Source organism: Peribacillus deserti (assembly GCF_002863585.1).
Classification (GTDB): Bacteria; Bacillota; Bacilli; order Bacillales; family DSM-1321; genus Paraperibacillus; species Paraperibacillus deserti_A.
On sequence record NZ_PGUY01000013.1, the window covers coordinates 22,730 to 38,278 of the forward strand.

Here is a 15,549-nt window from a genome sequence, read left to right on the forward strand (position 1 = left end):
AAAATATTCCTCGCGGGAGCCGGCAGTATATCAGTTCACATCCCATAAATCGCTAGTAATCCACATAAATGTAAATCTACCCCTCATAAATTTCGATTTACCCCTCTTAAAATCCCGATTAGCCCTCATAAGTATCAGATTACCCCCCTTAAATATGAAGAAGGGTTATTATTGATAGCCTTAACACGATAGAATAATAGAAAAAAGCTATCTGTATAGTGAAAAGTACAGTATTCACCGGCCAAATAAAGAAAACGAGACCCCCAGCTTAATTGGGGGCAGTCTCGTTTTTAAATTATATATTAGCGTTCTTTGCCAAAACCTTTTTCTTCCCTGCGAAATATCGTTTCTCTTTCTTCTGGAAAGAGCGTTCGATTTCTTCTAGAGAACGGCCTTTTGTTTCCGGTACATATCGTTTCACAAAGAGTATGGATACGATACCCAGTGCAACGAAGATAAAGAAGGTTGATGACAATCCAAATGCGTTAAATAAAACCGGGAATAACAGACCTACCAGGAAGTTCATGGTGAAGAGACAGAAGACGGTGATCCCCATGGCTAATCCTCTCAGGTGAAGCGGGAATATTTCTGACTGCATCAGCCATGTTACCGGCGATACGGCACCCTGCTGGAAGGCAAGGAATAAAACGGTCAGCCCTAGAATGATAAACGGAAGGGCAGAGCTGCCTTTTAATGCAATTGAAAAGATACCAATGAGCAGAAGGGATATTGTGGTTCCTAACAGCCCGGTAAACAGCATGGGCCGTCTTCCGACTCTGTCCAGCAAGGCGATCCCCACGAATGTTGCTATAACTGAAATCAATCCGTTCGCGATATTACCGATCAATGCGGCCTGTGTTGAAAAACCAGAGTCTTTAAGGATTTCTGTTCCATAATACATGATGGAGTTAACTCCAGTCAGCTGCTGTGTCATGGCAATCCCGATCCCGATTAATAGAATTCGGCGGACATGAGGCAGTTTGATATCTTTGAATGTTGCTTTTTTAACTTTACCTTCTTCTTCAATGGTTTGTTTGATTGCATTTAATTCTTCATGTGCTCGTTCATTTTTACGGATCTTTTGCAGCACACTGAGGGCTTGTCCAAAGCGGCCTTTTGATGCCAGCCAGCGCGGGCTTTCAGGTACGAATATCATTCCGAGCCATAAGATAACGGCGGGAAGCGTGGCGACTACGAGCATGTATCTCCATACATGTGCCATTTCTCCCATTGTATTGGCAAGAACAGCATTGAATGTATAAGCAAGAAGCTGTCCGGTAACGATCATTAATTCGTTGATTGTCACCAGTTTGCCTCGGCTTTCTGCAGGGGCAAGTTCCGCTAAAAAGGCAGGAACGGTAACGGATGTCGCTCCGACAGCCAGCCCCAGAACAATACGCCAAAATACCATTACACCAACGCTTGAAGCAAAGGTACATCCGAGTGTTGCAGCGATGAAGATCAGTGCTACACTAAGGATTGTTTTCCTTCTTCCTTTCCGGTCAGAAAATCTTCCGCCAAGAACCGCACCAAATGCGGCTCCTAATAGAAGGGAAGAGGCGACTAACCCCTTAGTGAAAGGAGTTAAATTCAATTGGTCCTCCCTGGACATAAATGGAAGGGCGCCGTTTACTACACCTGTGTCATATCCGTATAACAGACCGCCAAATGTAGAAACAAACGTAATTAATCGTAAAAATACTTTTCGTGAAAATTTCTGTTTGGGGGATCCAGCCGATGTGTCAGCCAAAGCAGAAGCTTTATTCATTGAGGAACTTGACTGATTGCTAAAGTCCGGAACATCTTCGTTGTTTTTCATTCTCTTTTCTCCCTCTCTACTAATGTAAATGATATATCGTTATAATTTCTTAAAATCCGTAAGAGAACCAATTTTCCAAACTGCCCGACATCGCTCCTTTCCTAATAAAGTTTGTTACTTTCTTCACAAGTCGAATATATACTAATAACTACCACACATCCCGGGACTCCTAAACATCTTTTAACAGACAAATTTTGGGGACAGTCCCCCATTTCCCGAACCTCAATCCTTTGGTATCGCTTACATCTTTTGGGGGACAGTCTCTATTTCCCAAAAGCTTATTCTGGTATAATCAGGTAAAAAAGAGGATGTTGAAAGGGGAATGGATGATGGAAAAGTGGTTTGGTTCGGCGGGAATTTGTGTGAATGGTGAGGGGAAGATTTTGATGGTCTTGCAGGGCCGGCCTGAAGAGAAAAGGGTATGGTCAATTCCTTCTGGCGGCTTGGAACCGGGAGAAACTTTTGAAGAGTGCTGTGTCCGGGAAGTATGGGAAGAGACGGGCTATGAAGTGGAAATTGCCAGGCCATTGTTCATTAAGGAAGGTGTGACATTCGGAATAGATGTTGAGGTTCATTACTATGAATTGAAACTGATAGGCGGCTCAGCGATTATTCAGGATCCTGATGAATTGATTCATGAAATAGCCTGGAAATCGGCGGACGAAATAAGCGATCTCGATTTATCTTTTCCAGAGGACCGGTCATTTTTATTAGATTTTTTAAAAGGCCAGACGTATCGAATGGTTACACAACTATGAAAGGATAGAGGCGGCCCCAAATAAAAAAGGACAGCCGCAGCTGCCCTAACCACTCCATTACATCTTCGGTTTTACTGAAACAGCCTTAGGAAGGCCAGTCCTTGTCCAGGAATGATCATTATCTATCGTTGTATCAGGAACAAGGAAATAGTTGTAGGTTAACATTGGTTTGCGGTTACTCGTTATTGGATCATCAAATGTAGCATCGACATGATAGTATTTCCCGCTTACTTTCACCAAATTCCAAGCATGTGGACCGCCGTTTGCGTACCCATTCACTTTTACCGCCCAGATTCCGGATTTGTTCAATAGCAGTTTCATAGATTTTGCATATCCATCGCAGACGGCTTTTTTATTTATTAGGGCACCGTAGACTGAATAGGAGGAATCAGGGATCGTCCCCTTAAGGTAATTATCATAATCATATTGAGCAAGATTAACGAGATAGTTATGGATATATAACACTTTTTGCTGCTCCGTTTTTTTAGTCTTGGCAGCAGCCACAATGGAATTTACTTTGGCATTCAGCTTTGTTTTCATAGACGTGATCTGCGCCTTAGAGTATTTATAGGTTAAGAGAAGCTGACCCGTTGAACCGTTTGAAGATACTCTGTAGCTGTTAGGTGCATAAAACAATTCAGGCCGTTCATTCAGAACCTGCTCATATGTTTTCCGCACTCTATTGAAATCAGTTCCGCTTTTCCCAAGCGAGATAGAAGTTTGTACATTAGTAATACCAGTGACAATCGAATCATAGAGCGGATCACTGGCGGCCTTTGCCTTATGAAGCCCGCGTGAATCTACTAAACCAGTCAGCAGCAGTAAAGAAACCATTAAAATAACAGGACCTATTTTTCTCATATGTTCCCCCTTTAAACAATAACCCTATATTACATAAAATCCCATTTGTTAGAAATAGGCAATAAGTCCTGAGTGGGTTTTTTCCCCCTGTCTGTCACAAAACGCTCACCTTTATGGTAATTACTGCCACCAATTAAAATATTTACATAATATGATATAATTCTACTAGTACAACACTTATTGGTAACGGGAGAGACGCCGAATGATTACTAGAGTAAAAGACCTGTTCAATGATAGCTCCAAAGACCTGAAGAAATTACAAAAACAGGTTGCTCAGGTCAATAAATTAGAAGCTAAGTATGAGAAATTTACTGATGATGAATTAAAAAATATGAAAAATAAGTTTCAAGAAAAATTAGCAGGGGGGAAGACGCTGCTGGACATTCAGCTGGATGCATTTGCGGTGGTCAGGGAAGCGGCCAAGCGTGTCATTGGGCTGAGGCATTACGATGTTCAGCTGATTGGCGGATTTGTGCTGAATGACGGCAGTATTGCCCAGATGAATACCGGTGAAGGAAAAACATTGGTATCAACGCTGCCAAGCTATCTTCATGCACTAGAAGGAAAAGGCGTCCACGTTATTACTGCTAACGAATATTTGGCGCGCCGTGATAAGGAACTGATGGGCCAGATTCATGAATTCCTTGGTTTAACCGTTGGACTAAACATTTCCCAAATGCAACCAGAGGAAAAAATGACTGCTTATCAGGCGGACATTACTTATGGGACCGGGACAGAGTTCGGTTTTGACTTCCTTCGCGATAATATGGTCAGCGACCTGGAAAGCAAGGTTCAGCGCGGCCATTACTATGCGATTGTCGATGAAGTGGATAGCATTCTGATTGATGAAGCTAAGACCCCGCTTATCATTGCCAATAAAAACAGTGAAGGCGCGGAGTTGTTTTATATCACGGCTGATATTTTAAGCAAGTTTGTAAAAGATGAAGATTATGAAGTATTCAATGAATCGAAGCAGGCCTTTCTTTTAGACAAAGGAGCCGCGAAAATCGAGGCTGCATTCGGAATTGACAATCTATATGACGCAGATCACCAGGAGCTGCTTCATCATATCATGCAGTCACTTAGAGCCCAGGTGTTAATGAGAAGAGACGTTGATTATATCGTAAAAGACGGCAAAATCGTCATCATTGACGGGTTCACGGGCCGGATGATGGAAGGCCGCACGTTCAGTGACGGGCTTCACCAGGCGATTGAAGCAAAAGAGGGTCTTGAAATTTCTGAGGAAAATGAAACACAAGCTACGATTACCATTCAAAATTATTTTAGACTTTATGGAACATTGGCAGGGATGACAGGAAGCGCCACTCCTTCGAAAACTGAATTTTGGGAAACGTACCACCTGAAGGTCATTACGATCCCGACAAATAAAGAAATTCAGCGGATTGATATGGAGGATCTTGTCTACCAAAAGGCTGAAGACAAAGTAAAGAAGATTGTATCAGAGGTTCAGCGCCTCAATAAGGAAGGACGCCCCGTTCTAATTGGAACAACTTCTATAGCACAGTCGGAGGATCTTTCTGAGCATCTTGAAAAAGCTGGGATAAAACACCAGATACTGAATGCAAAAACCGAGGAAGATGAGGCAAAGGTCATCTCCATGGCTGGTCAAAAAGGGCAGGTCATGCTTGCGACCAATATGGCGGGGCGCGGTACGGATATCATGCTGGGTGAAGGAGTAAGGGAATCAGGCGGACTTCATATCATTGGAACGGAGCGTCATGAGAGCAACCGGATCGATATGCAGCTGAGAGGACGTTCAGGACGGCAGGGAGATCCGGGTTCCACGCAGTTTATCATTTCGCTCGAAGACGACCTGTTCACTTACTATGATGAAGAAGAAAAAGAGAAATTTGAGAAAAAAGTGAAGACGGATGAGACAGGGCTTGTCCTAAGTCCTGATCCGGTTAAATATGTGAAAAAGGTGCAGGAAACCATTGAGAATATGTTCTATTCTTCAAGAAGCCACCTTCTGAAGCTTGAAAATGTAATGGATGAACAGAGTAAAGTGGTTTACTCCATGCGCGACAGAATCCTTACGCTGTCTCCTGAAGAAATGTTCGAAGAGTTACTGGAATACATGGAAAGATATGTACGCTTTGTCATTGAAGGGGCGTACCCGGAGGATGCTTCAGCTTGGAATCCGAAAGGCCTGCTTGAGACGCTTTCTGTTGTGTTTATCCATTCAGAGGTAACGCTCGAAGGCATTGCTGATTTAGAGCCTTCTGAAACGGAAGAGATCATGCTTGCTGAACTGGATAAGCTTAAGAAATTTGTCCTGAGCATGAAGGAAGATGAAATTCTCGGCGGCCAGCTAAAGCAGTTCATGCTTCAGCAGATTGATTATAATTGGATTCAGCATTTAACGATCATGAATCAGATAAAAGATGGCATTCAGCTTAGAAGTTATAGCCAGGAAGATCCATATATCTTGTTTGAAAAAGAGGCCCTTCACGAGTTCAATGGTCTGATGCTGAATATCGAATCGGGCATTACGGTCAGCTTTATGGAATTTGTAAAAAGCCAGTTTGAATTTGAAGAAGTTGCAGCTGATGAGGAAGAGGGAGAATTTGAAGATGGCACTTTTTAAATTTAAGAAGAAAAAAACAGAAGATAAGCCGATAGAAGCTCCTGTTTTAGATCAGCAGGAACTGGATGCGGAAGAAGGAGTCCGCACGGTTCTAAACTTTCATCCTGACTGGGAAATGTCTAGTTCAGAGCGCTACATCTATCAATACCGCCATCAGCAGCTAGAGAAATTAGAACGAAACCAGCTGTCCATCTCCGGATTAAAATTAACGGAAATGTACGGGGATATTTTCGTAACAGCCTTCTTGAGAAATACACTGCCAAAACCGATCCGCTTTGAAACCGTTGATTTACTGCTGCTGGACGTGAATGGCCAGCCATTCGCCAGACAGCAATTCGAACTCGACGACCTTGGGGAGCTTCCTGCTATGAGCTGTACTCCGTGGAGATTTTTGTTTGAGAATGAAAGCGTCCTGACTGCCGACATTCCGGAAGAAGGCTGGAAGATCGCCTTCGAATTAAAGAAAAAAGCAGACCCTGCCAGTCACTCTCTTGATCTAGAAGCAAGCTGGGAAGATCAGATTTCGCAAATACAGCGCGAGAAGCTTACTAACCTTGTAGCCGGTCTGCCGAACTTAGCCCAAGGCGAAGTAAACTTCATGGGCATCGAAGCCGCACCAGCACCCGACGGAGCATTTGCTGTGACCGTTCTGATCCGAAACGGCAGCGAGAAAAACATCAAGCTCGAGCAGATTCCGTTGATTGTAGAGGATGCCGAGGGCGATGTCATCTGCAGAGGCGGCTTTACCCTGGGTAATTTCGAGGTGAAAGGGAATACTAGCAAACCATGGACGTTTGTATTCCCGGCGTCGTTAGTTATGAAGCAAAATCCAGACTTGAGCAGGTGGAAGGTATATCCGCCTAGTGCGGGATAAGTAGACCTGTAGAGGATTCAATTATGAATCCTCTATTTTTTAACCCGAAAATGGAAAAGGAGGGTCATGTATGAAGCTGGCAGTAAACGTCGTTCAATTTGTTTCTGAAGACGGACGTGTAAAACAAAATCTAGAACGGATTTTGGATTTAACGAAAAATGTGGAAAGGGGTCAGGTAATTGTCTTCCCGGAAGGAGCTTTATCCGGGTATTCGGATGACCTTGATTTTCTGGATAAAATCAATGATCGAAGAGCTTGAAGCAGGGCTGCAGGAGCTGCAAAGAGAAGCAGTGGAGAAGGAAATACATATTGTATTTGGTACCTGTTTATATGAACAGGACGAAAGGTACAATGCAGGAATATACCTTTCTCCAAAAGGAGACAAACATATTTATAAAAAGGTAAACCTTGCTTTTCATGAAAGAAAGGTTATGAAAGCAGGAAATGTTTTACGTACATTTGAACTCCGTGTGGGGGGGGCATAAAGTGAAGGCTGGGATCCAGATGTGCAGAGAAATCAGGTTCCCGGAACAATGGAGACATCTTGCGGTTCATGGAGCGGAAGTTATTTTCTATTTAACCAATGTAAAAGGCGAAGATAATTTTCCTGTGTGGAATTCACATTTAATCAGCAGGGCGGCTGAAAACCAGCGCTTTATAATCTCGTCCAATATTGCTGCATCTGAACAGGGATGCTCTTCCATGGCAGTGTCGCCAAAGGGAAACATTTTAACTGAACTGCCTGCCGGTGAAGAGGCGGTTCAGAAGGTGGTAATCGACTTGACTGAGGTCTCTGATTGGTATTTGAGCCAGAGCCGGATGGATTTAATGTGATCAGCATGTTTTTTGCTAGATATTAAGCAGAATTTAAACGTTTTTAGTCAAAGTAATCTCGTTTTACTGGATATTTGAATTTTAAAGCCGAGATTTACTAGATTAAAAGGGTAGAATGATAGTGCCTTGCTGTTTATGCTTATATCTAGCTAGCCACAAATTTCATAACCTCATAATGAAAAAAGGAAGCGGCTCTTTCCTGAGCCGCTTCCTTTTTCAAAATCTGGGAAATAATCCGGGAAATGGGGGACAGTCCCCATCAGTCTTTCTTTTTCCCTTTTGCCTTGCCTTTGCTCTTTGTTTTTGCTGGTTTCTTGCCTTTGGCAGCTGATGCCTTATGCTTGCTTTCTTTTTTCTTCGACACTCCTTTTTTCGGCTTCGCCTTAGGTTTAGGGGCAGGCGGCACCATGTCTCGTTTGACACCTTTTATATATAGCTCGTTGCGTATTTTCTCAACAGAAGCAGGCTGTGCAAACCGTTCGCTGCCGGCGTAGTTCTGCATCATGGTTTTAAAGATGGTGTGGGATATTTTCGTATCCGCTTTGTTCATATAATTTCCAGGCCCATTCTTCGCATAGCCGGTCCAAACTGTCATGGTATATCGCGTAGAATAGCCAGAGAACCAGCTGTCGCTTGTTCCGTCTTCGGGATAACCGAATTTACGGATGACGTTTTCATCAAAATTGGTTGTGCCCGTTTTCCCGGCGATATCGGCGCCTGCCACTGCGGCCATTTTACCGGTACCATTATCCGCATTAATGACTCCGCGCAGCATATCCGTAACCATATACGCCGTATAATCCTGCATGACACGCTTGCTCTTAGGTGTAAAGTCAATGACTTTACCATCCGGCATAACTACCTTAGAAACGAAGTGCGGCTCTGTGTATATTCCCTTGTTGGCAAAAGCCCCGTATGCGCCTGCCAATTCAAGAGGGGACACCGAGTTGCTGCCAATCGAGTAGGATTCGTATACATTTCCACCTGGATAATGGATGCCCAGTCCCTCAGAGAAGGTTTTTGCTTTTTTTAACCCGACACTTTCAAGCGTCTTTAGAGCCGGGATGTTCCTCGATTCGACCAAAGCATCCCGGATGGACATCTTACCCCGGTAATTCTTATATGCATTCCGGATCGGATCTCCGGTTGAATATTTGTAAGGGGCATCTACGATCTGGTGATAGGTGGACCATTTCAAATATTCAATTGCAGGTCCATAATCAAAGATCGGCTTAAAGGTAGAGCCAGGCTGGCGCTTCAATGTCGTAACAAGGTTATGCCCGCGGAAGGTCGTTTTGTATTCATTCCTTCCGCTTCCGATTGCCCGGATTTCGCCTGTTTTAGAATCCATAAATGTAAATGCGGTCTGAAAGCGGTCATTAGGATAGCTTACTAACCGGCCTGACATGATGGAATCAGCAAGCTGCTGCGCTTTCGGGTCGAGTGTTAGATGAATCTGAAGCCCATCCTCACTGATATCCACATTCTTCAGCTTCGACTCTACCTCTCTTACTGCGGCATCTAAAAACGCCTGATAAGGCATGCCATTCTGATCTTTTTCCTGAACAAGCCCCTGAGTGACCGGAACTTTTTTAGCATCGGCCATTTCTTTTTTGGAAATATAGCCATGCATATTCATCAAAGTTAAAACAATGTTCCGGCGCTTCGTTGCAGATTCAATGTTTTCTTTTTTAGTAGGATCATAGTTATTCGGACTTTGTGTGAGGCCGGCAATCATCGCGGCTTGCGGAAGCGTCAATTTGCCAAGGTCTTTAACCTCCATACCGTAATAGTTTTTAGCAGCCGCTGCTACACCATAGGAACGATTGCCAAGATTGATCTTATTCACGTACATAGCGAGAATCTCATGCTTGGTATACTGTTGTTCGAGCTCATAAGCCAGGTACCACTCCTGGACCTTGCGCTTTACCGTTTTTTCCGGAGACAAGAAGGAGTTCTTAATCACCTGCTGGGTGATCGTGCTGCCCCCCTGGCTGCCAAAGCCGCCCGTTATATTCGCCATAATCGCTTTCGCCGTTCTTTTCACATCAATTCCTTGATGCGTATAAAAACGGCTGTCCTCTGTCGCGATAATAGCATGCTCCAGGACTTTTGGGATCTGATCATAAGTGATTTTAGTCCGCTGTTCCTTCCCGTATTCGTGGAGGAACGTACCGTCTTTGTCAAAAAACTTCGATGACAGCGGATCCTGCAATTGCTCTGGATTGATTTCCGGTACATCCTTAATAAAGGCATAGCCGGTGCTTGCAACAGCAACTGCACTGAAAAAACTCAGTAATAGAAACACAATGAATAGCTTTTTAAAAAACGACCTGGGTCGTTTCCTCTTATTTCTCTTTTTGGCCTGTTCAGCCAGCCGGCGTTCTTCCCTGGTTTTATATGTATCTGCCATGATGATTTTTTCCCTGCCTTTACATAAAAAGGCTGATAGTTTCTGAGCCTTCATTTTTTAACTAAATTCTTATTGTATACTATTAGATTAGAAGATTCAGGTGTAATGGTTTGATTCCCATATTTTAGCAAGGGTAAACGGAAGTTTAGTTGAGTTAATGAATGAATGAATGTATGTTACTGGGCATAGGGCAATTAGAGTATCGAGCATAAAAGCTGAGAATCGAGTAATGAGTGACCACAATCGAGTACAAAATCTCAAAATAAAGCAATGGCATTCTATAATGGCGCACAAATTCTCAAAATAGAGCAATGACATTCTATAATCGTGCACAATTCTTCTAACTGGAAGGAGCGGGACCCCCCATGTAAAGCAAATCTGCTAGTAAACGATACAATTTTTCACAAAAAAGGGAACCATCCTATACATTTGTCGTCTATATAGGCAGGAAGGGAGGGCGGCAGTTCATGCTGAGCGCACGTAAAAAGGAGAAGGTAACTGCATTGGAGACGAATGAAATCGATTTAGACTGGATTATGAAGGAGTATGGCCAAAGCATTCTCTGGCTGGCTTATTCCTATGTGAAGGATAAAAGTATCGCCGAAGATATCACGCAGGAGGTTTTTATCAGCTGTTATAACCATCTAGCAGACTTCCGCGGAGAAGCTTCCTTGAAGACCTGGCTGTACCGGATTACCGGGAACCGCTGTAAGGATGTCATGAAGAGCTGGTCGTTTAAAAGCAAGAAAATTACACAGTCGCTTTTCGATGACCACCATTCGTTAGAGCAGACGCCCGAAGAGGCAGTATTAAAAAGAATAGAAGACCGTGAGCTTTCGTTAAAGGTCCTGGCACTGCCGATTAAGTATAGAGAGGTGATTTACCTCCATTACTTTGAAGACTATAAAATTGAGGAAATCAGCAGTTTGCTGGGCATCAAGTCGAATACAATAAAAACCAGGCTGCATCGGGGCCGTGTTTTAATCAAGGACATGTATGAAAGAGGTGGTAGGAGTGGAAAATAAGCTGAAAAATCTTCGGGAAAGCATGACCGAAACGGTATTTGAGGACGTGACCTTCGATAAGGCCCTGCAGCGGAAAATAAAAGAAAAGGCCTTGCAGCAAGGGCTGGGAAGAAGGAAGGCAAAGTGGGGCATAGCAAGGAAAATGGGAGTATACACAGCCGCCGCAGCCGTACTGATAGGATTATTCATCAGCTCCGCATATGTTTCACCTGCCATGGCAGAGGTGGCCTCTAAAATTCCGTACGTGAAGCTGCTGTTTATAAAGAAGGATGTTACCCAGCTGGTGGCTGAGAGGTTAGACGAAAAAAAATATAAATACGATGGCATCGGGCTGTCGTACCGGCCGAAAAAGGAGCTGGTCATCCAAATTCCAAGCTCTAAGGAATATTACAATAGAGTGAAAGCGGATGTGAAAAAAATAGCCCAGGATATTCTTGACTCTCAGGATTACGATGCTTTTACCGTAAATGTAATGAACTTTAATCCAGAACCGGTGGCTGAAGAAGAAGATCCTAAATTATTAGTCTTACAGACCCAAATCTTCGACGAATTAAAAAAACAAAAGTTCGATGTACTGTCCTTATATATAGTAGAAATTCCGGATTCTGGCGGAGAACGAGAAGTTCAGGTCGAACTGGCGGACACGGAAAAGCGGGTTGCGAAGCTTAAAGAACTCATAAATAAAAGGATCGAAGCAGAACAAAAAGAGACTTACGGGATTAAACTCCAAAAAGTGAACCTGGCTAAGAGGGAGCAGGAGGGAAGATGGGGCTCTGTCATTTCGGCAATGGCCCAGGAATTGATGGGTAAAAAGGACTTTCAGGTAAAAGGGCTCAGCTATACCGTACATCCCGAACCGAAACTAACGATACACACAACTGTAAGCGCAGGAGACGATCATGCAAAAGAATATGCACAGGATCTTGAACTGATCATCCATCATTTCGTTACATCCGACGAAATGAAGGAGTTTGTGAAGGGAGAGCCGTACGAGCTGGTGATTAACAGCAAAGAAAAAAAACAGCTGAACTGAAAGGTGTGCGAAAATGCTTTAAGATACAATTTCTTTTCCTGCACACATCTAAAATATTTAAGGCAGAGCCATTCAAAGGAATCAGCTCTGCCTTTTTATGGATAAGTAAATTTTATAAATTACTATTTTTACTCATCATTAAACAAATCTTCGTTTACTAACCCACTGATGAATGCATCAAAGTTTTCAGCGAGAAAGGTAATGTTGGGATTTTCAAAATCCTCCACATCGACATGAATGACACGGGGTTCCCCATTATTTCCGCACTTTGAATAATCCAGCATAACGGCATCATGCCCGCCAGAGGGAGTGGAACATAAAACAATTCCAATGTCCGGGTATCCCCATTCCTGGATCATGAATTGGCTGCCGCTGTCCGTATCGATGCCCCATTCCCCGCCGATTCCATTTATAGAACTAATTGCAATGTGATCCTCTGCCCACGAAGTAGGTGAAGCTGTGGGAAAGCAAGTGTTTATAGGTGTTCCCCCGTTGCGGATTTTAATCAGATCCATATAAGATTTTGGCAGCTTGTAACCGAGGAGGTCTTCCGTTTTCTTAATCATAGTATCGGTAACCGGTTGTGGATTTGTAAAATAATTTTCTGATTCATCCCAAAACATGTTCATATATTCCCCACCTAATAAAAATAATTCTCTACTACGAGTTAGTGCGTTGTAAAAAGGCACACTGAATTTTAACATATTTTACCGGTCAGAAAAATTGTAAAGATTGAATTTTCTTGGGATTTTCCTGAAAGCTAAAGAAGGATATACGCTCATGTTTCCATACCTCGACAGGTGAAGGAAAAAGGGTGTAAAAATGGAAATTGTAAAACTTTTGTTATAATTTATTTTTTTGGGGTATTTATATACACAAATAACCTTTTAGGGAGGCAGGGATCAAGATGAAACACGAATACAAATCCAATCGAAATAATTCGGACCAATATGGCAAAGGACAGGCAGAATATATTATGGATAAGGATGCGTTGAAAACTCGCAAAATCCTGACCCAGGCCCACACAGAATACACAAAAGGAGCTACAAGCCTGATTGAAAATGTACAGCGTGAATTCCTAAACAACAGACGATATATTGAAATTGACAAAGCCCTTGACCAAAGAGACGAGGAACGTTTTATGGCGCTAACCTCCGAGGGTTGGGAAAAGGTGCTATGAACATAGAGCAACATCATAAAACAGCTGGCTGACAAATTCGTTACAATCAGAATAATGTCAGCCAGCTGTTTTTTTTGTTTGGGAAATAATCGGGAAATGGGGGACTGTCCCCCATTAAAAAAGCCTGCCCCGAGAGGAGCAGGGGACAGGCTGTAATGTATATTATGAGAAGTCCGGCCAGTTGGTCTGGATTTCGTCGCCTTCGATTTGTTCGAGGGTACGATACTTGAATGGTGTTAGTTCGGCTTCTTCTTTTTTAATGAATTCTTTGGCGATTTCGAATGGAAGAAGTTCAAACTCTTCGTTTTTCTCGGAAATGAAGTAGGCACCGGCAACTTGTCCTTTTTTTGACATGTCCAAAGTTAAAAATGCTGGATAATAGGTTTGATCACTAGCCTCCAATATTGCTTTTGCAGTCACTGATGATCCGTCCGGCTCATGCTCAACAGAATCATTGCTTATTTTTTCGAGAACCTTTAGAGCCCAGCCTGGCTTTTTGTAACCCCCTATGATTTTTGGCGGGTTATTTTTCAGCTGTTCTATAAGGTCTGTGTTTCGATTCTGGTTATCCATGTTTATCTAACGCCTCCATTAGTGCAATGAAATCTGAAATTATATAAGATTTCAGTATTTCTGCTATCTCTCTATATATGAAGAAGATATGAAAATGATATTAAAAAATATTAAACTGCATGTTTATAAAAAAGTCTGTCTATTTTTAAATTTAGTATAAAAGAACATCGAAAACAATGTCAAAGAATACCAATGTAGTATTATATTAGAAAACTCTGAAGAAAGATAGTGAAACCCTAATTTACCTCATCAAAATGAAACAGGGCAATGCTGCGATAGCGCTAACACTGCCCTGTCCCGTTAAAATAATCTTTTATAGCCTTGAAATCTAGTTTTATAGTAATTCATATTAATGGAGGTGATTTCAACTCCCTTACCCGAACTTGCGTGGATAAATTGCCCGTCCCCGATATACATTCCCATATGAGAGATGCTGGATGATCCATCTATTGTAGAGAAAAATAGCAGATCACCTGGTATTGGTTCTGTGACAGACTGTCCTTTGCTAAAGTAACTAGCAGATGATTGTCTGGTTATCTTATATCCAGTCTTATTGTAAATATAGTAGATAAACCCGCTGCAATCAAATCCGCTTGGTGTGCTGCCAGAATATACATAAGGAACTCCAATATGTTTTTTTGCTTCATCTATTAGAGCTTGAATTTGGTTAGCGTTTGTTTGAGTTGGAACAGATGCTGATTGGTCACTATCTTTAATAGGCTGCGCTGCTGGAATCAGAAGGGATTGTCCGACTCGAATACCGTCTTTAGTTAATTTGTTTGAAGCACTTAAAGTCTCGACAGTAATGCTATATTTACTTGCAATCTTCCAAAGACTGTCACCCGGCTGGACAATATAGGACTGAGGCAGTGCAGGTTTCGGACTTGTCTTTTGCGGTGCAGGTGAAGGTGAACTTTTGGAGGTGCTGGATACTATAAGTTTTTGACCGATCAGTATTTTTTCATTTTTTAAGTTGTTCCATTTTTTTAAATCAGACAATGAAATCTTGAATTTCTTTGAAATTTTATCTAGCGAATCCCCTTTAGCGACTACGTAAGTGGATTGCTTTTTGGTAGATTGAGAAACCGGAGTTATCGTCTCAGGCAGTTGAAGCTTCTGGCCTGCGAAGATAGAATCGCCCTTCAGCTTATTTAACTCTTTTAATTTCGCAATTGTTGTAGAACTGCTTTTTGCTATTTTACTAAGTGAGTCGCCGCTTTTAACGGTATATGTACTTGCTGAAGCTGATGAGATAAAACAGCCAGAAATTAGAATGGAAGCAGTTAATGCTGCAATTGTTTTCCTCAAAACCTACACCCCTAAATTTTCCTCTTTTACATTATTCTACATAATTATTCATTTCAAAAACATTACAGTTATATTACAAAATATGTGTTTCTTCATTATTTCAATTGAAAGGACTTGTAGGTCCAAAAAATAGAGACGATTCCCTTACTGCTTTTTTAAAACAAACGTTTAGTTAACTTATTCAGAAATCTTGGTTTATCAAGGGTTCACGATAAAAATTTCCTGCTAAAGATAGCGAATATTGTCTGGGAAATAAATAGATT

Annotated in this window: 15 protein-coding genes; 9 read left to right on the forward strand and 6 right to left on the reverse strand. The window is 42.2% G+C overall.

Annotated features, from left to right (window positions below):
* Positions 1 to 295 precede the first annotated feature (295 nt).
* Positions 296 to 1,819, reverse strand: a complete 1,524-nt coding sequence (locus CUU66_RS04270) for a sugar porter family MFS transporter (RefSeq protein WP_101640440.1) — start codon at positions 1,817 to 1,819, stop codon at positions 296 to 298.
* A gap of 329 nt (positions 1,820 to 2,148) precedes the next feature.
* Between CUU66_RS04270 and CUU66_RS04275 the strand changes: the two genes are divergently transcribed.
* A complete protein-coding gene (locus CUU66_RS04275; RefSeq protein WP_101640441.1) occupies positions 2,149 to 2,577 on the forward strand; it encodes an NUDIX hydrolase in 429 nt (142 codons plus the stop codon).
* A gap of 57 nt (positions 2,578 to 2,634) precedes the next feature.
* Here the strand turns inward: CUU66_RS04275 and CUU66_RS04280 are convergent, their stop codons facing one another.
* Entirely contained in the window at positions 2,635 to 3,438 is an 804-nt protein-coding gene (locus CUU66_RS04280; RefSeq protein ID WP_101640442.1) for a transglutaminase domain-containing protein, read from the reverse strand.
* Positions 3,439 to 3,640: 202 nt separating this feature from the next.
* Here CUU66_RS04280 and secA2 point away from each other — a divergent pair, with 202 nt between their 5' ends.
* The 5 genes from secA2 to CUU66_RS04305 all read left to right on the forward strand — a co-directional run bounded on the left by secA2 (position 3,641) and on the right by CUU66_RS04305 (position 7,754).
* On the forward strand, positions 3,641 to 6,046 hold the full coding sequence (secA2, locus tag CUU66_RS04285; protein ID WP_101640443.1) for an accessory Sec system translocase SecA2: 2,406 nt from the start codon (positions 3,641 to 3,643) through the stop codon (positions 6,044 to 6,046).
* The gene (locus tag CUU66_RS04290) at positions 6,033 to 6,920 is read left to right on the forward strand and encodes an accessory Sec system S-layer assembly protein (protein ID WP_101640444.1); all 888 of its coding nucleotides are present in this window, start codon (positions 6,033 to 6,035) and stop codon (positions 6,918 to 6,920) included. The genes secA2 and CUU66_RS04290 overlap by 14 nt, the downstream gene beginning before the upstream one ends.
* Positions 6,921 to 6,990: 70 nt before the next feature.
* On the forward strand, positions 6,991 to 7,179 hold the full coding sequence (locus CUU66_RS04295) for a hypothetical protein (RefSeq protein ID WP_101640445.1): 189 nt from the start codon (positions 6,991 to 6,993) through the stop codon (positions 7,177 to 7,179).
* Complete coding sequence (locus CUU66_RS04300; RefSeq protein ID WP_101640446.1) at positions 7,163 to 7,405, forward strand: nitrilase-related carbon-nitrogen hydrolase; 243 nt, start codon at positions 7,163 to 7,165, stop codon at positions 7,403 to 7,405. Before CUU66_RS04295 ends, CUU66_RS04300 begins: the two co-directional genes overlap by 17 nt.
* 1 nt (position 7,406) lies before the next feature.
* The gene (locus CUU66_RS04305; protein ID WP_180955152.1) at positions 7,407 to 7,754 is read left to right on the forward strand and encodes a carbon-nitrogen hydrolase family protein; all 348 of its coding nucleotides are present in this window, start codon (positions 7,407 to 7,409) and stop codon (positions 7,752 to 7,754) included.
* Positions 7,755 to 8,013: 259 nt separating this feature from the next.
* On the opposite strand, the gene CUU66_RS04310 is transcribed toward CUU66_RS04305, so the two are convergent.
* The gene (locus CUU66_RS04310) at positions 8,014 to 10,167 is read right to left on the reverse strand and encodes a transglycosylase domain-containing protein (protein WP_101640526.1); all 2,154 of its coding nucleotides are present in this window, start codon (positions 10,165 to 10,167) and stop codon (positions 8,014 to 8,016) included.
* 467 nt (positions 10,168 to 10,634) lie between these two features.
* Between CUU66_RS04310 and CUU66_RS04315 the strand changes: the two genes are divergently transcribed.
* Entirely contained in the window at positions 10,635 to 11,192 is a 558-nt protein-coding gene (locus CUU66_RS04315) for a sigma-70 family RNA polymerase sigma factor (RefSeq protein WP_101640448.1), read from the forward strand.
* A complete protein-coding gene (locus CUU66_RS04320; protein WP_101640449.1) occupies positions 11,182 to 12,225 on the forward strand; it encodes a DUF4030 domain-containing protein in 1,044 nt (347 codons plus the stop codon). Before CUU66_RS04315 ends, CUU66_RS04320 begins: the two co-directional genes overlap by 11 nt.
* Positions 12,226 to 12,353: 128 nt before the next feature.
* On the opposite strand, the gene CUU66_RS04325 is transcribed toward CUU66_RS04320, so the two are convergent.
* A complete protein-coding gene (locus CUU66_RS04325; protein ID WP_257967889.1) occupies positions 12,354 to 12,854 on the reverse strand; it encodes an SMI1/KNR4 family protein in 501 nt (166 codons plus the stop codon).
* Between the two features lie 278 nt (positions 12,855 to 13,132).
* Between CUU66_RS04325 and CUU66_RS04330 the strand changes: the two genes are divergently transcribed.
* The gene (locus tag CUU66_RS04330) at positions 13,133 to 13,405 is read left to right on the forward strand and encodes an IDEAL domain-containing protein (RefSeq protein ID WP_101640451.1); all 273 of its coding nucleotides are present in this window, start codon (positions 13,133 to 13,135) and stop codon (positions 13,403 to 13,405) included.
* Between the two features lie 162 nt (positions 13,406 to 13,567).
* Here the strand turns inward: CUU66_RS04330 and CUU66_RS04335 are convergent, their stop codons facing one another.
* Complete coding sequence (locus tag CUU66_RS04335; protein WP_101640452.1) at positions 13,568 to 13,978, reverse strand: hypothetical protein; 411 nt, start codon at positions 13,976 to 13,978, stop codon at positions 13,568 to 13,570.
* Between the two features lie 300 nt (positions 13,979 to 14,278).
* Positions 14,279 to 15,286, reverse strand: a complete 1,008-nt coding sequence (locus tag CUU66_RS04340; RefSeq protein WP_101640453.1) for a C40 family peptidase — start codon at positions 15,284 to 15,286, stop codon at positions 14,279 to 14,281.
* Positions 15,287 to 15,549 lie beyond the last annotated feature (263 nt).

What these genes read in the sequence shown, in the direction of transcription:
- CUU66_RS04290 (WP_101640444.1), top strand. Translation starts at nt 6,033, where the DNA reads ATGGCACTTTTTAAATTTAAGAAGAAAAAAACAGAAGATAAGCCGATA.
- CUU66_RS04300 (WP_101640446.1), top strand. Translation starts at nt 7,163, where the DNA reads ATGATCGAAGAGCTTGAAGCAGGGCTGCAGGAGCTGCAAAGAGAAGCA.
- CUU66_RS04310 (WP_101640526.1), bottom strand. Translation starts at nt 10,167, where the DNA reads ATGGCAGATACATATAAAACCAGGGAAGAACGCCGGCTGGCTGAACAG.
- CUU66_RS04295 (WP_101640445.1), top strand. Translation starts at nt 6,991, where the DNA reads ATGAAGCTGGCAGTAAACGTCGTTCAATTTGTTTCTGAAGACGGACGT.
- secA2 (WP_101640443.1), top strand. Translation starts at nt 3,641, where the DNA reads ATGATTACTAGAGTAAAAGACCTGTTCAATGATAGCTCCAAAGACCTG.
- CUU66_RS04275 (WP_101640441.1), top strand. Translation starts at nt 2,149, where the DNA reads ATGGAAAAGTGGTTTGGTTCGGCGGGAATTTGTGTGAATGGTGAGGGG.
- CUU66_RS04315 (WP_101640448.1), top strand. Translation starts at nt 10,635, where the DNA reads ATGCTGAGCGCACGTAAAAAGGAGAAGGTAACTGCATTGGAGACGAAT.
- CUU66_RS04335 (WP_101640452.1), bottom strand. Translation starts at nt 13,978, where the DNA reads ATGGATAACCAGAATCGAAACACAGACCTTATAGAACAGCTGAAAAAT.
- CUU66_RS04270 (WP_101640440.1), bottom strand. Translation starts at nt 1,819, where the DNA reads ATGAAAAACAACGAAGATGTTCCGGACTTTAGCAATCAGTCAAGTTCC.
- CUU66_RS04325 (WP_257967889.1), bottom strand. Translation starts at nt 12,854, where the DNA reads ATGAACATGTTTTGGGATGAATCAGAAAATTATTTTACAAATCCACAA.
- CUU66_RS04280 (WP_101640442.1), bottom strand. Translation starts at nt 3,438, where the DNA reads ATGAGAAAAATAGGTCCTGTTATTTTAATGGTTTCTTTACTGCTGCTG.
- CUU66_RS04330 (WP_101640451.1), top strand. Translation starts at nt 13,133, where the DNA reads ATGAAACACGAATACAAATCCAATCGAAATAATTCGGACCAATATGGC.